Raw genomic sequence first — 14,588 nt, 5'->3', positions numbered from 1 at the left:
GGGCTGGTTTTGACCAGCCCTCGTGATCCGCAACCGGAAGACTTTATCGGTATGTCCAACCCACCCCGACCCGACGGTGGCCGCGCGGCACTCGCGGGCTTCGTCACCAATCGTCTCGGCCGCAACGCCAGCCGGCCGGCCGCCCAGCGTCCGGAGGCGAAGGCGACAGACGCCTCGGTCCAGAAGTTCGAGTCCCTTCCCGGCTACCGGGAATTGCGGCTCCAGCGTTCGGCCGCCGACCTGATCGGCCTCGGCAATCCGTTCTTCCGGGTCCACGAGACCAGGGCCGGGGCCACCACGCGCATCGCCGGCAAGGGCTTCATCAACTTCTCGTCTTACGATTATCTCGGCCTCAACGGGCACCCGGACGTGAGCGAGGCGGCGCGCCGCGCCATCGACGAGTACGGGACGTCGTCCTCGGCGAGCCGAATCGTCGCGGGCGAGCGGCCCGGGCATCTCAGCCTCGAACAGGCGCTGGCCGACCATTACGAGACGGAAGCCTGCGTGGTGATGGTGAGCGGGCACGCCACCAACGTCACCACGATCGGCGCCCTGCTCGAACCCGGCGACGTGATCTTCCACGATGCGCTGAGCCACAACAGCATCGTCACCGGGGCGCAGCTCTCGGGAGCCCAGCGCCGCTCCTTCGCCCATAACGACCTCGACGCCCTGGAGACCCTCCTCGGCGCCACCCGGCATGAGCACCGCCGCGCGCTGATCGTTGTGGAGGGCCTCTACAGCATGGACGGCGACGCGCCGAATCTCGCCGGCCTCGTCGCCCTGAAGCAGCGCTACGATGCTTGGCTGATGGTGGATGACGCCCACGGGCTCGGCGTTCTCGGCCGGACCGGGATCGGCCTCGCCGAGCATTGCGACGTCGATCCGCGCCTCGTCGACATCTGGATGGGTACGCTATCGAAGACGCTGTCGTCCTGCGGCGGCTATATTGCCGGCCCGGCTGCGCTGATCGAGTATCTGAAATGCACGGCCGGCGGCTTCATTTACAGCGTCGGCCTGTCCCCGCCGCTGGCCGCCGCCGCCGAAGCCTCGCTCGCCCTGATGCATGCTGAGCCGCACCGGGTCGAGCGCCTGCGCCAGAACGGTCACCTGTTCCTGTCCTGCGCCAGGAAGCACGGGCTCGATACCGGCACGAGTCTCGGCCTCGCGGTCATTCCCGTCATCGTCGGGGATTCGCTGAAATCGGTGACCCTGTCGGACCGTCTGTACAAGCGCGGCATCAACGTTCAGCCGATCATCCACCCGGCAGTGCCGGAGCGCTCGTCGCGCCTGCGCTTCTTCATCACCTCCGAGCACACGCCCGAGCAGATCCGCGAGACCGTGGCGGCCGTCGCCGAGGAACTTGCCGAGATCGAGAAGGGCGGCTCGTTGATCGAGCAGCTCATGGCCAAGCGCGGCAAGCCCTGAGACCACCTTGCCCTGAGATTATCCTGCCGTCGCGGCCGAGCCGGTGGCGCGGCATCGCCCGCGATGAGTGCGATGCCGACGCCGCCGCCTCACGGGGGCCGCGCTGGACGATCGGGGCGATCCGCCGACTTGCCGCGATAGGCCCCCGGTCGTCTCTCCGCCCTCAGAAAGCGCCGCCCACGCGGATGCCGGTCGTGATCGGCTGGGACGCGGCGGCGAAGACCGAGAGGACTTTCTTGATCTCGGTGAACGGCGCATTCGAGACATAGATCATGTCGCGGTTGCGCATGCGGAACGCCTGGGTGAGGAACAGGCTGTTGGGGTCGCGCATGTCGAAGCGATAGACCACCGGTACCAGCGGCGTGCCGAGGAGCGGGCTTCCCGGCTTCAGGCGGCGCACCACCGGGGCTGGCTCGAAGCGGAACAGGAACGTGCCGGTGGGATCGGCGTCTGCGTCGCTCTGCCCGCGTGCCTTGGCGAGCGCCTGCGCCAGGGTGATGCCCTCGGCCTGGAACGGAATCTCGTTGGAGGTGCCCAGCGCGCCGATGGCCAGGAAGGTCTGGGGATCGCGCACCAGGGTGAGGTTGTCGTTGGGGCGCAGGTAGATGTTCTCTTTGGGGTTCGACACCACGGTCGTCAGCGGCACCGTCGCCGTCCTGCCGTTGCGCGACAGGCGCACGAAGGTCTCGCTGACCGGGGCCCGCAATCCACCTGCGGTGGCGATAACGTCGAGGATGCGATCGCCCTGGGTGCCGAGGGGAACGCGGGCGCCGCCCACCGCTTCCCCGCCCACGGAGACGGATTGGGAGACCGGCCGGGTCACCGTAACGATGACCTGGGGCTGGATCGCCTTGCCGGAGAGTTCGGTCTCGATCAGCGCCTGCACATCCTGGGCACGCCGTCCCGCGACCTTGACCCGGCCGGCATAGGGCACCGAGATGGCGCCATCGCGCGAGACGACCTGCTCGGGCAGTTGTGCGGCTTTCGAGCCCGCCGACATCGAATTGACCGTGAGCGGTCCTGAGTAGAGACCGCCTGAGCCCGCCTCGAACACGGAGACGGCGACGGCGTCGCCGATGCCGATCACCGGCTCGGCGGGCATGCGCCCATCGCCGAAGGATGAAAGCAGGCTGTCGAGGGGACGGCCGCGCAGGGCCTCGACCACGGCGGAATTCACCTCGATGAACTCATAGCGGGCGAAGGTCCCCTCGCTCGTCGCCTGGTCGCTCCCGTCCACCACGGCCGAGGTCGACGGACCGGCGGCGGGCAGGAAGGCGTTGCAGCCGGACACCGTAACGGCGATGGCGATGGCCAGCGTGGCTTTGGGAAACATCGAACTCTCCTCAGACCCGCCCCCACGACGAGTGTCTTGTCGGATCACGTGTCGGTCGGCGGATACGAACCGTCCGTCAGCGCCGGTCTCGGTCGCCAGCCGTGGCGGCCGGTGCGAGGCCGGTCGTCACGAACGGTCCACCCTTGATAGCGCCAAATCTCTTCGATCGTTTAACGATCGTTCCACTATCGCATTGTCGGAACGTTGCACGGGGTCGCCTCGGTCACGTTCGTGTCAGCACGATGGTGAGCCGATAGCCGATCTTGGCAGTTCTGCCGAGCACCCCGCGATGACTGACCGGAGGAAACGACCGAGCTCGGGGGCGGCGGCATCGGCCCGGTGGGGATCGTTCCTGAAAGTCCCGAACCCGAAGACGGCATAGTCCGTGGCCGTGTCGCCGAAGCCCGGCCGGCAGTTGGGCAGGGACGGGGCGTGATCGCCATAGACGCACAGGATCGCATCGCGCCCCTCGAGGCCGGCGATCAGGCGTTCGACGGCGCGGCCGGTATGGGCGACATGGTGAAGATACTGCGCCAGCGGCTCGTCGATGCCGTCGAGCCGGCCGGGCTTCCACGGGCCATGGTTCTCCATCGTCACCGCGAAGACGAAGACGGGTGTCGGTGCCGCCTCGACCTCCGCGAGGATGCGCGCCGCGAGGGCCTCGTCGCCGACATACGGCCCGATGCGCGGGGCACCGGCGAAATCCTCCTCCATCACCAGGCGCGTGAAGCCGAACCGCCGCATCACCTCGGCGCGATGGAAGAAGTCGCGATGGAAGGGATGCACGAACACGGTGGCGTATCCCGCAGCCATGGCCCGCCGGGCGATGCTTGCCGGCTCATCGCCGCCGTTGCTGAGGTAGGGATCGTAGCGCCCGAACCCGAGGCTTTCCGGCTCTCTCCCGGTGAGCACCGCATGTTCCGTCCGCATCGTGTAGGCACCGTGCGCCGAGACCGTCAGCCGGCCGTGGCGCGAGGCACGGGTCCGGATCATCTCCATCAAAGGAATGTCCGGACCGCCGAGCCGGGTCGGGTCGATGAAGGATTCGAGCTGAACGACCACCACAACCGGTGCTGCACCGGATTGCCCGAGCGAGACGTCGTCGCTGGTCTCCGGCGGCGGTGGTTCGCGTCTCCAGCGCAGGGCATAGGCGATGATCGTGGCCGGCAGCCCGTAGCGCGCGCAATCCGCGTCGAGATCGGGCCGGGGAAACCGGGCCGCGAGCCAGGGCGCCGGACTTCCGCTGGTGAGGGCGGAGGCCAGCCCGACGAGGAGGCAGGGCAGGCTGATCACGGCGACGACGGCCACGCTCGGCTCTTCGGGCAGCGCGCTGGGCTCGATCCAGTACCAGAGGGCGACGACGACGAGACTCGCCCCGAGGGGGATGGCCACGCGCGGGTCGGTGAGGGGCCGCGTGTAATAGAGGTCGGGATGGCGCGGCACCTGCCGCAGCAGGGCGAAATCACTGAACACCAGCGGCTCGCCGATCACCGCCTGTTTCAACCGGCTGACGACGACGAGGATCGCGACGGTGAGCAGGCAGGAGAAGGCCGCGAGCCAGGGGCGCCACGAGAAGCAGAACCAGAAAACCGTGAGCAGCGCATAGCCAGTGAGGCGCAGGGCCAGCTCGGCAGGGCGTCGTCCGATGGGCCGGCGATCCGCACCGTCCCACGCCTCGATGGCGAGGGAGCCGACGAGCGCCAAGGTGAGAGCGGCGAGGATGATCATGCCTTGTCGCCGCCTCTGCCGATCCCCCGCCGCGCCCGGATCAGGCGGACGATGGGATTCAGCACGGCGTAGCGCAGGCGCATGACGATCTGTGCCCGGCGGCTGAGGGCGAGCTTCGAGGGCGGCGCGGCCTCGCGGCTCTCGCTCAGCCGGTCGAGAAGCTGTTCGGGCGTGCACGGCTTCATCGCCACGGGGTCGAGATAGAGCGGGTAGACGAGGAGCGCGCCGGCCACGAGTTCGTCGAGGGCGAGCCGCCGGCCCCTGTCGGCGCCGGGTGCGAGATCCTCGGTGAGCCCCCAGCCGGCATAGAACGGGCGACCATGGACCGTCACGCTCAGGCCCCGGATCAGGGCCTCGAACCCCGCGAGCGACGTCATCGTCTCCACATGGTGTGCCCGGTCGAGGAGATCGACGATGGAGAGGCCGGCCACGACCCGGTCGGCCAGGGCCTGAACCTCAGCCTCCGGGATCACGCCGGGCCGGAACCCGGCCTCCACGTCGGGATGCGGCTTGTAGAGCAGGAAAGCCCTCGGATTGCGGGCGCGGGCCGCACGCAGGAGTTCGAGATTCGAGCGGACATGCGGTGAGCCGTGCCGTACCGAGGCATCGTCCTCGACCTGGCCCGGCACCAGCACGATGCGCCGGTTTTCGGGCCAACCCGATGCGTCTCCCGCGAGACCGACATTGTACTTCGTCAGGCGCCGTTCGACCACGAGCCGGCGCAGGGCCGCTGCCCGGGCCAGGAGTTCGGGCGAGAAATCCTCGTTCTTCAGAATGCGCGCGAGCCGGCTCTCGGTGCGCGGGTCGTAATAGATGCCGCTGTCGTCCACCACGATGGAGGCGCCCGGCTGCAGGCTTGCTCCGAGGCCGACCGAACGCAGGAACCCGTCCTCGATCCGCGCGAGGGGAAGGCCCTGTTCCGCGCAGAGCGCCGGCAGTCGCTCAGGCATCCGCGTCGCCCAGGCGAGGATGCGGGCATTTCCAGCCCTGGCCTTCGCCACGGCATCCTCGGCGTTCATGGCATGGACGGGCTTGCCGGACGGGCCGCTGACGAAGACATCGAGGGCCGGCCGTTTCCAACGGGAAATGCCGACGAGGACGGTGGGGCGGTGGTTGTCCCGGAACCGGCCCTCCAGCCATGCCACCTTGTCCCGGCATTCCTCGAACGGAATCGGCCGCCGCGTCCACGGGTCGAAGGCGTGGATCCCGGCCTCCCCACCGAACGGAATGCCGTCAAGGGTGAGACGCAGGGTCGACAGGCCCGTCGCCGGCGAATCGTAGGGGCTGAGCAGAGGCCCAGGTTCGACGGCGAGGATCGCGCGACCGGCCAGGCGCAGGCTCGATGCGGCCAGGCCGCCCCGCCCCCAGACCACGCCGATCGCCTCCGGCCTCCACGCCCGGCCGAAGCCGAGGCCCGTCACGGCTTCGATTTCCGCTCGCAGGGCCTGGATGGGCCGGCTCGCGGCGAGCAGCGATCGTGTGGCGATCGATGCGGCCGAGGGAGATGGCGTCGAAGGAATGGACAACGGAGCTCGCTGATCCGGGTGTGGGAGGCTGCAGCCATACGACGATCCGCGCCGTCAGGCGATCCGATCTCGTCCACCGGCGGACGATGGGGACCCGATCTCGAAGGGACCGACAAGGTGCCTTGTTGCCGACACATCACGCCCCCAGGAATTCCGTTAACAAGGCCGTGCTACGCAATTGCCGCGTTGCACCATCCGTGCGATCAGGGCGGTGTACGTGCCCATTCGACACGCCCTTCCTGGGCGCAGGAGCAAGCACTTCCGCATGTTGCCGACACGCGTAGACACCACACGCGAGAGGCCTGCGACCTTCCTGTTTCTGCAGGGGATCGCCTCGCCGTTCTTCGCCGATCTGGGCCAGGCGCTGCTCAAGCGCGGCCATCAGGTGCGACGTATCAACTTCTCCTCGGGTGACTGGTTGTTCTGGCGACTCGGCTCGGACAATTATCGCGGCCCTCGCGAGGGCTGGGACGCCTACATCGCCGGCTACATCGTCGACCACGGCGTGACCGATATCGTCCTGTTCGGCGATTGCCGGCCCTATCATGTGGCTGCGCGCGAAGCCGCCGAGCCCCTCGGCATCCGCATCCACGTGTTCGAAGAGGGCTATCTGCGGCCGAACTGGGTTACGTGTGAGCTCGGCGGCGTCAACGGCCATTCCTCGCTGCCTCGCAGCCCCGACGAGATCCGCGCCATCGCCCGCCGCCTGCCGCGGGCCGGGCGCGCGATGCCGGCGAGCGGCGACATGGCCCGCCGCAGCCTGTGGGACGTGGCCTACAACATCGCCAATATCGGGTTTCCCTACTTCTTCCCGCATTTCCGCAGCCATCGACCGATCCATGTCGCGGCCGAATATGTGGGTTGGATCAAGAAGTTCGCCGGCCGGAGCCGCACACGGCGCCAGGCACGGGAACTCAGCGAGATCTATGCGGCGCGCAAGGAGGAGTACTTCCTGCTGCCGCTGCAACTCGACAGCGATTATCAGATCCGCGTCCACTCGCCCTTCCTCGGGGTGGAAGGGTTCATGGATCGTGTCATCGCGTCCTTTGCCGCCCATGCGTCCGCTACGTCGAGGCTGCTGATCAAGCTCCACCCGCTCGACAGCGGTCTGGTGAACTGGCGCAAGCATGCCCGTAATTCGGCCCGGCGCCACGGCGTGGACGAGCGGCTCGATTTCATCGACGGCGGCGACCTGCCCAACCTCATCGCTGGCAGCCGGGGCGTGGTGCTTGTGAACAGCACCGTGGGGATGCTGTCCCTCGAACTCGGACGCCCGACCGCCGCTGCGGGCGAGGCGATCTACAATCTGCCCGGCCTCACCCATCAGGGCGGCCTCGACACGTTCTGGACGAAGCCCGAAGCTCCGGACATGGCACTGATGGCGGATTTTCGCCGCGTCGTCCTTCACCGGACCCAGGTGAATGGCGGTTTCTTCTCTCGCCCGTCCATCGACCGGGCTGTGGCGGGCAGCGTCCTGCGGATGGAATCCAGGCTTCCCGCCCCGGCCCTGGCCGCGGCTCAGGCGATCCGCGAACGCTCGACGAGAACCCCGGAACTCGCTCCCGTCTACTGATCGGGCGCCGCGCCTCGGTTCGTTCCAGGCGGGCCGCTGCGTCCCGTTATCGGTCCGGCATGATCTCCTCCGAGAACCGGTTCCCGCTTGCCGGAATGATGCTCTAGAACAGGCCCCATGCCCGTCATTCTCATCACCGGTGCCTCGAGCGGTATCGGCGCGGCCCTTGCCCGGCATTACGCCGCGCCCGGCACGCACCTCGTTCTCAATGCGCGCGGCATCGATCGGCTGGACGCCGTAGCCCTCGAGTGCCGCGCAAGGGGCGCGTCCGTGGCGACCCGTTCCCTCGACGTGCGCGACAGGCCGGCCGTGGCCGAATGGCTGCGCGAGACGCACGCGGCCTCGCCCCTCGATCTCGTCATCGTCAATGCCGGCATCAATGGCGGCCATCCAGGCGGTGAGATCGAGACCGAGGCGATGGCGTTCGAGACCGTGGACGTGAATCTGAACGGCGCCTTGAACGTCGCCCTGCCCTGCGTCACCCTGATGCTGGCGCGCGGGAGCGGCCAGATCGCCCTGATCTCGTCGCTCGCCGCCTTCGCACCGCTGCCCGACGCGCCGGCCTATAGCGGCACCAAGGCGGCTCTGCTCGCCCATGGACTGGCGCTGCGCGCCAAGCTCGCCCCCCGCGGCGTCAAGATGAACGTGGTGACGCCCGGCTATGTGAAGACCACCATGGGCGGGGATTACGAAGGCTGGCGCCCGATGGAGATGAGCGCCGAGGAGGCGGCTGCCCGCATCGCGCGTGGCCTGGCGCGTGACCTCGACATCATCGCCTTTCCCGAGCCCCTCGCCTCCCTGGCGCGCGGATCGGCCCTGCTGCCGGAAGGCTTGCGCCGCCGCTCCATGCGCGGCTTCCGGTTCAAGGTCGGACGCAGCAAGCGATGACCCGTCCACGCATCGCGCTCTTCGTGCTGGAAGCCCTGCCGAATGCCCGTGCGGTGCGCCGGTTCGTGCAGGATCACGTTGGGGAGATCGCTTTCGTCGGCTTGTCGAACGCGGAGCGTCCGAGTTCCGGCGGTCTCACCGGTCAGGTCCGGCGCCACCTCGCCCGTTCCGGCCCGGCATTCCTTCCCTATCTCGCGGTGAATTTCGGCCTGCCCGATCTGCTGGCCCCGGCATCCGGGATGCTGCGGCGCCTGACTGGGGCTGGAGACGCGGCCACGGCGACGCCGCTCAAGGCGTTATGCCGGACACTCGGCATTCCGACCCTGCGCATCGACGACGTCAACGGACCGGACGCCGCCCAGGCCTTCGCGACCTATGTGCCGGATCTCATCGTCGCGTTCCATTTCGATCAGATTTTTTCGGCCGCGACCCTGTCGCTGGCGCCGCTCGGAGGACTCAACGTCCATCCCGGCCTGCTGCCGCGCCATCGCGGGCCGGTGCCGACGATCCACGCACTGGCGGACGAGAATCCCGCCTTCGGCGTCACGATCCATCGCCTGACGCCCGCCATCGACGCGGGGGCGATCCTCGCTCAAGAGGCATCGGACCTACCGTCCGGCACCACCGCCACCCGTGCCGCGATCCTGCTGCACGAAAGGGGGCGGGTCCTCCTCGACCGGGTGCTCGGTGATCTCGCCTCCGGTACCCTCGGCGCAGGCGTGGTGGCCGAAACCCTGCCCTACTGCCCGTTCCCCGATCGGGCCCTGCTGGCGGGTCTCGCGGGTCGAGGCCGAAAGCTCGTCGATGGCGCCGACTTGCGTGCCGCGCTGAGTGTGAACGCGGCGACCTGAACCCGCGGACCGGCCGGCGCAGCGAGATCGTCTTTAAACACGAACGGCCCGGTCCTGGGGACCGGGCCGTCTGAGTGCCGTCGCCGCCATCATGCTGCCGAAGCGAGAACCGCTCCGGCAGGAGACGATGTCAGAGGCCGCCGAACTTGTAGTTGAAGCCGGCCTTGATCAGGTTGCCCTCGGTGCTGAAGCGCGAGGTGTAGGAGCCGGTGGAGGGAGCGCCGAGGCCGGTGTTGTTCACCACCACGTTGCGGCTGCCGAGGTCGTAATGCAGGTACTCGGCCTTCAGCGTGATAGCGCTGGCGCCGATGAAGCTGCCGATGAAGTTGAAGCGGTTGAGGAAGCTGTCGGTGGGGATCGCCCACTCGATGCCGCCGCCATAGGCGTAGCCGGTTTCCATGTCGTTGTAGCGGCCGGCATAGGCCAGAGCGCCGGCGCCGTTGAAGAAGTTGGCGCCGTAATTGACGTTACCGTAGGCGAAGCCGCCGGTGCCGTAGACAAGGACCGTGTCGAAGGCGTAGCCGATACGGCCCTGGACGGTGCCGAGATAGTCGAGGCGCTGACGCAGGTTGGCGGGATTGAGGGGGCCGCCGACAGTGCTGCTGGGGCCGAAATAGGCGTAGCTCTTGCTGATGTCGGTCCAGGTCACGTCGGCATTGACGCCGAGGACGAAGCCCGAGCCGGGGGTGAGCTGGTAGTTGTAGCCGATGCCGCCGCCGACATTGCCGATGCCGTCCTGCTCGGAGCGGAAGGTGCCGGGGCGACGGTCCAGGCGCACGTTCTCGCGCGTGTTGAATTCGTTGCCGGTGGTGCGGATCGTCTGGTTGTCGCTCCAGGCGTAGGAGCTATGGGTGCCAAGGTAGAAGCCGGTCCAGGTGAAGACCGGGATGGGCGAGAACACCGCCGGGGGGGCGACGCGGCGCGGAAGATCCGCGGCCGAAGCGGCGCCGGCGAGAAGTACGGAGGCGGTGCCGGCGAGAAGAAGCTTCGCGATCATGATGAGGATGTCCGTGGGGGCTGACCTTGAGGTCAAATTAGCCCCTCCCCCACGGCTCGCCTATGACCCGCGAGCCACACCCTAACGTAGAAACGCCTGCTATCGGCCGATCTCCATCGAAACGGCAGCGCGGCCCTTCATAAATCTCGTTCGGCACGGCGAAAGGCCGAAGACATCGAGATCGGTAACGTTTCGATTACCTTTGCTTCAACGTCGGGCCTTCTAGCGAGATCGTGCCGGTCGGTGCGAAGACCGGACGAAGTCTCCGTAAGCCGTTGCAAAAACGATGCCGTCATTCACTCGATAGGGTGCGGCATCGTCCGCTCGGCCTTCCGCCCGGCCCATGAGCCGGACCTACGAAAACGGCCCGGCTTTAGGGCCGGGCCGCGTCGTCAGCGCGAGAACTTCTTGTACTTGATCTTCTTCGGCATCAGGGAATCGGCGCCGAGGCGGCGCTTCTTGTCCTCCTCGTAATCCGAGAAGTTGCCCTCGAACCATTCCACGTGGCTCTCGCCCTCGAAGGCGAGGATGTGGGTCGCGATACGGTTCAGGAACCAGCGATCGTGGCTGATGATGACGGCGCAGCCGGCGTAATCCTCCAGCGCCTCTTCGAGCGCCCGCAGGGTCTCCATGTCGAGGTCGTTGGTGGGCTCGTCGAGGAGCAGCACGTTGGCACCGCCCTTGAGCGTGCGGGCGAGATGCACGCGGTTGCGCTCACCGCCCGACAGGGTGCCGACCTTCTTCTGCTGGTCGGAGCCCTTGAAGGCGAAGGCCGCGCAATAGGCGCGGGAATTGATCTCGCGCTTGTTGAAATAGATGATGTCGTTGCCGCCCGAGACTTCCTGCCAGACCGTGGCGCCGGGATCGAGGGCATCGCGCGACTGGTCGACATAGCCGAGATGCACGGTCTCGCCGACGGCGATGGTTCCGCCGTCGGGCTTCTCCTGGCCGGTGATCATCTTGAACAAAGTCGTCTTGCCGGCCCCGTTGGGGCCGATGACGCCGACGATGCCGCCGGGTGGCAGCTTGAACGACAGATCCTCGATCAGCAGCCGGTCGCCGAACGCCTTGTTGAGGTGGTCGAACTCGATGACGTTGTTGCCGAGCCGCTCGTCGATGGGGATGACGATCTGGGCCGAAGCGTCGATCTTGTCGTTCTGCTTCGCCACCAGTTCGTCGTAGCGGGTGATGCGGGCCTTCGACTTCGACTGGCGCGCCTTGGGCGAGGCCGAGATCCATTCCTGCTCGCGGTTGATGGCGCGCTGGCGGGCCATGTCCTCACGGCCTTCCTGGGCGAGGCGCTTCTGCTTCTGGATGAGCCAGGCCGAGTAGTTGCCTTCGTAAGGGTAGCCGCGGGTGCGGTCGAGCTCGAGGATCCAGCCGGTGACGTTGTCGAGGAAGTAGCGATCGTGGGTCACGATCAGGATCGCGCCGGGATACTGCTTCAGATGGCCTTCGAGCCAGTTCACCGTCTCGGCGTCGAGATGGTTGGTGGGCTCGTCGAGGAGGAGCAGTTCCGGCTCCCAGAGCAGCAGCTTGCAGAGCGCCACGCGGCGGCGCTCGCCGCCCGACAGGGTGGCGACGGGCTGCTCGTCGCTGGGGCAGCCCAAGGCCTCCATGGCCTGATTGACCTTGGAATCGAGCTCCCACAGGTCCTTGGCCTCGATCTGGTCCTGGAGGGCGGTCATCTCGTCCGCCGTTTCCTCGGAATAGTTCATGGCGAGTTCGTTGTAGCGGTCGAGCAGCGCCTGCTTCTCGGCGACGCCCTCCATCACGTTCTCGCGCACCGACTTGTTCGGGTCGAGCTGCGGCTCCTGTGGCAGGTAGCCGACCCGGGCGCCCTGCGCGACGAAGCCTTCGCCGGTCCATTCCGTGTCGATGCCGGCCATGATTTTGAGCAGGGTCGACTTGCCCGAGCCGTTGATGCCGAGCACGCCGATCTTGGCGTCCGGATAGAACGACAGATTGACGTTGTCTAAGATCTTCTTGCCGCCGGTATAGGTCTTGGTCAGACCCTTCATGTGGTAGATGAATTCGCGCGCCATAAGCGTCCGGTATCCCTGATTGTTACTTGGCGGCTTGGCGCGGGGGCGCTGGATCGGCCGCCGGAAATGGCGTGGGTGGGCCTTGCCGCGGAGGTCGCGCGCCATGAAAAGCGGCGCGCGTTGCTCCGGTCTGCCCGGTCCGTCCCGCGTGCGGCGGCGTCGAACGGCGGCGAGCCGTCCTCGAAACCGCACCGCGTCGGACGATGGCTGGAAGTATCAGGGCGGCGGGTCAGCGGCAAGAACGGGTATGGTGCAGGAGCGGGCGACGGCCGGTCTTTCCGAAGCCCGCCCCGTCGTCGGGTCACGCGAAGGGATTCTCGACCGTCCGGGAGTTCGATGCCGTGCGCGGCGCCTCGTCCGGCAGGTCGCTGGCTTCGAGCGCGGCCACGATCGCGTCGGCGACCGCCTTGAGCTTGCGCGCGCGATCCAGTCCCATCCTGTCGCGCGGCAGGTCGAGGCTGCCGTGAACGGCAATCGACCCCGATCCGTTCTCCACGGCGAGCCCCCCGATGGTCGCGACGGTGGCGTCGTCCGCGAAGGGGGTGAAGGTCGGGGCGGGCGCCTCGGTCTCGGCCGTCTTCTTCATGTCCGTCTTCCCCGAATCATCAGAAGATCGATCTCAGCAGCTCGCGGAGGAGGCGCCGCGCGATGCGGTGAAGCGCGGCGAGCGCCCATTCGCCGAAGCTCGGTTCTTCGCGCATGCGCCCCTTCGGACGCTCGCCGGCCGTGTCGCCTCTGGAATAGGTGCGCGGCTCGGGCAGGTCCATCGCCGTCGCCACGAGGCCGGGAAAGACGTCGATGCCCGACAGGGTGGTCAGTTCGCCGAGGGGGACCGAGCGCCATTCCGCATCGGCCCGGTTCGCCACGAGATAGGCCGCCGCTTCCCGACGCCCGGGATCGTAGACCGCCTTGAACAGGGATGTCGGCACGAGGACGCGGCCGTCGAGGGAGTCGATGGTGCTGCCCGCGTAGATCGTCCCGGTGACGACGAAGAGGCGTTCCCGCGCGACCGCGAGGCGGCGGACGCTCTCCTCGATCGCCGCCCACAGGCCCCGGTTCAGGGTGCGGTCCTGGGGCACGACATTGGCGAGGCTGAACGACTCGGCTTGCGCCGCAGCGCTCGGCATATCTCCGGCCGGCGCCATGTGGCCCCGGTCGAAGCCGCTCCGGACGTAGTCGTCGAGCCGGGCGCGGACCGCTTTCGGCAGACGGTCCTCCTCGTGGAAGGAATCCGTCCGGTCGACGGTGCGCGCCTTGGCGATGCTCGCCCGCGTCAGGAGTTCGGAGGCGTAGACGGGGGTGCGCGACACGCCCGAATGCAGCACCGCGAAGGCCTCGTAGCAGAGGCTCGTCGTCTCGCGGGCGAGCTTGCGGTTGATGAGAGCCGGGGCCTGTCCATTCGCGAAGCTCGAGGCGCAGGCAAACTCCGCCCTGCCCTCGCTCGCCGGCCACGCGACGCCGACGAGAAGAAGGCATGCAGCAGCCGTGCGCCGCCCGCTCCGCCGAACCGGGACGGTCAATGGCAGATCCGTACCTTGCGCGTGCCCGAGGGCGTCGGGCGCCAGCGATAGGCGCAGGGCCGGCCGAGGGTGCCGCCGAATGGCTCGACCCGGCGGTCGGGTTGTTGCGCCGAGCCGGGATTCCGGCAGCCGTCGAGCCTGTCGCAGGGCAGCCTCAATTCGAGGACGGGCGCCGGGATCGAGAGCGGCAAGGCCGACGCAGGTTCAGGACAAAGCGTCACACAGGCTGAAAGCCCCATCGACAGCAGCGCGGACAGGCGGCGAAAGCAGGTCATCTCGGCTCGCGGCGAAGTCATCGATGGCGGAAAAGCCATTCTTCGACATTGATCGATCGGCCGCAAATCCTTACCTCCCGTGGTCATTCGAACGCTCAAAAGCTTGGGAAGCGGTCAGCGGACCTGCAACGTCGGCGTGGTATTGACCGATAGTGGCGTTATAGTGCGCAACGGGTGTAATGACCTCGCGGCGCGGAATGTTGTCATCACCAGGATCGTCGGCCCCTGGCCCGAAGCCGATAGCGGCAGGTGGGGCGCCCTGTCGATCCGTTGTTCGATTCAAAGAAGTGAGTGAGCCATTGTCACGGATAGAAACCTCGATCCTCGACGGGCTTGACGAGACGTCGGCTCTGCGCGCGCTTCCCGAGAGCCAGCTTCAGGCTGTGGCGGACGCGGTGCGTCAGGAGATGATCGACGCGGTGTCGGT

The 14,588-nt window shown here is 67.6% G+C and carries 12 protein-coding genes; 4 read left to right on the top strand and 8 right to left on the bottom strand.

Annotated features, from left to right (window positions below; translation table 11 throughout):
* The first annotated feature begins 51 nt into the window (after nucleotides 1–51).
* Nucleotides 52–1,425 (top strand): aminotransferase class I/II-fold pyridoxal phosphate-dependent enzyme, encoded by a 1,374-nt coding sequence (locus FPV16_RS02220; protein WP_227435815.1) that lies wholly within the window; start codon nucleotides 52–54, stop codon nucleotides 1,423–1,425.
* A gap of 163 nt (nucleotides 1,426–1,588) precedes the next feature.
* Here the strand turns inward: FPV16_RS02220 and FPV16_RS02215 are convergent, their stop codons facing one another.
* The 3 genes from FPV16_RS02215 to FPV16_RS02205 all read right to left on the bottom strand — a co-directional run bounded on the left by FPV16_RS02215 (nucleotide 1,589) and on the right by FPV16_RS02205 (nucleotide 6,006).
* Nucleotides 1,589–2,758: a polysaccharide biosynthesis/export family protein gene (locus FPV16_RS02215; protein WP_227435814.1), complete on the bottom strand. Its 1,170-nt coding sequence runs from the start codon at nucleotides 2,756–2,758 to the stop codon at nucleotides 1,589–1,591.
* Between the two features lie 234 nt (nucleotides 2,759–2,992).
* Complete coding sequence (locus FPV16_RS02210; protein ID WP_227435813.1) at nucleotides 2,993–4,486, bottom strand: LTA synthase family protein; 1,494 nt, start codon at nucleotides 4,484–4,486, stop codon at nucleotides 2,993–2,995.
* Nucleotides 4,483–6,006: a capsular biosynthesis protein gene (locus FPV16_RS02205; RefSeq protein ID WP_413629156.1), complete on the bottom strand. Its 1,524-nt coding sequence runs from the start codon at nucleotides 6,004–6,006 to the stop codon at nucleotides 4,483–4,485. The genes FPV16_RS02210 and FPV16_RS02205 overlap by 4 nt, the downstream gene beginning before the upstream one ends.
* A 271-nt stretch (nucleotides 6,007–6,277) precedes the next feature.
* Between FPV16_RS02205 and FPV16_RS02200 the strand changes: the two genes are divergently transcribed.
* The 3 genes from FPV16_RS02200 (at nucleotide 6,278) to FPV16_RS02190 (ending at nucleotide 9,324) form a co-directional block, all read left to right on the top strand.
* On the top strand, nucleotides 6,278–7,585 hold the full coding sequence (locus FPV16_RS02200) for a capsule biosynthesis protein (protein WP_227435812.1): 1,308 nt from the start codon (nucleotides 6,278–6,280) through the stop codon (nucleotides 7,583–7,585).
* A gap of 117 nt (nucleotides 7,586–7,702) precedes the next feature.
* Nucleotides 7,703–8,473, top strand: a complete 771-nt coding sequence (locus FPV16_RS02195) for an SDR family NAD(P)-dependent oxidoreductase (protein WP_227435810.1) — start codon at nucleotides 7,703–7,705, stop codon at nucleotides 8,471–8,473.
* The gene (locus FPV16_RS02190; RefSeq protein WP_227435808.1) at nucleotides 8,470–9,324 is read left to right on the top strand and encodes a formyltransferase family protein; all 855 of its coding nucleotides are present in this window, start codon (nucleotides 8,470–8,472) and stop codon (nucleotides 9,322–9,324) included. The genes FPV16_RS02195 and FPV16_RS02190 overlap by 4 nt, the downstream gene beginning before the upstream one ends.
* A 130-nt stretch (nucleotides 9,325–9,454) precedes the next feature.
* Here the strand turns inward: FPV16_RS02190 and FPV16_RS02185 are convergent, their stop codons facing one another.
* The 5 genes from FPV16_RS02185 to FPV16_RS02165 all read right to left on the bottom strand — a co-directional run bounded on the left by FPV16_RS02185 (nucleotide 9,455) and on the right by FPV16_RS02165 (nucleotide 14,161).
* On the bottom strand, nucleotides 9,455–10,321 hold the full coding sequence (locus FPV16_RS02185) for an outer membrane protein (RefSeq protein ID WP_227435806.1): 867 nt from the start codon (nucleotides 10,319–10,321) through the stop codon (nucleotides 9,455–9,457).
* Nucleotides 10,322–10,713: 392 nt separating this feature from the next.
* Entirely contained in the window at nucleotides 10,714–12,366 is a 1,653-nt protein-coding gene (gene ettA, locus FPV16_RS02180; protein WP_227435805.1) for an energy-dependent translational throttle protein EttA, read from the bottom strand.
* Nucleotides 12,367–12,667: 301 nt separating this feature from the next.
* Nucleotides 12,668–12,952, bottom strand: a complete 285-nt coding sequence (locus FPV16_RS02175) for a hypothetical protein (protein ID WP_227435804.1) — start codon at nucleotides 12,950–12,952, stop codon at nucleotides 12,668–12,670.
* Nucleotides 12,953–12,971: 19 nt separating this feature from the next.
* Nucleotides 12,972–13,886: a DNA/RNA non-specific endonuclease gene (locus FPV16_RS02170; RefSeq protein WP_227435803.1), complete on the bottom strand. Its 915-nt coding sequence runs from the start codon at nucleotides 13,884–13,886 to the stop codon at nucleotides 12,972–12,974.
* On the bottom strand, nucleotides 13,883–14,161 hold the full coding sequence (locus tag FPV16_RS02165) for a hypothetical protein (protein WP_227435802.1): 279 nt from the start codon (nucleotides 14,159–14,161) through the stop codon (nucleotides 13,883–13,885). The genes FPV16_RS02170 and FPV16_RS02165 overlap by 4 nt, the downstream gene beginning before the upstream one ends.
* Nucleotides 14,162–14,588: the final 427 nt, after the last annotated feature.

This window comes from Methylobacterium sp. W2 (genome assembly GCF_020662345.1).
Lineage (GTDB): Bacteria > Pseudomonadota > Alphaproteobacteria > Rhizobiales > Beijerinckiaceae > Methylobacterium.
This window is presented reverse-complemented; position numbering and strand designations above follow the sequence as displayed.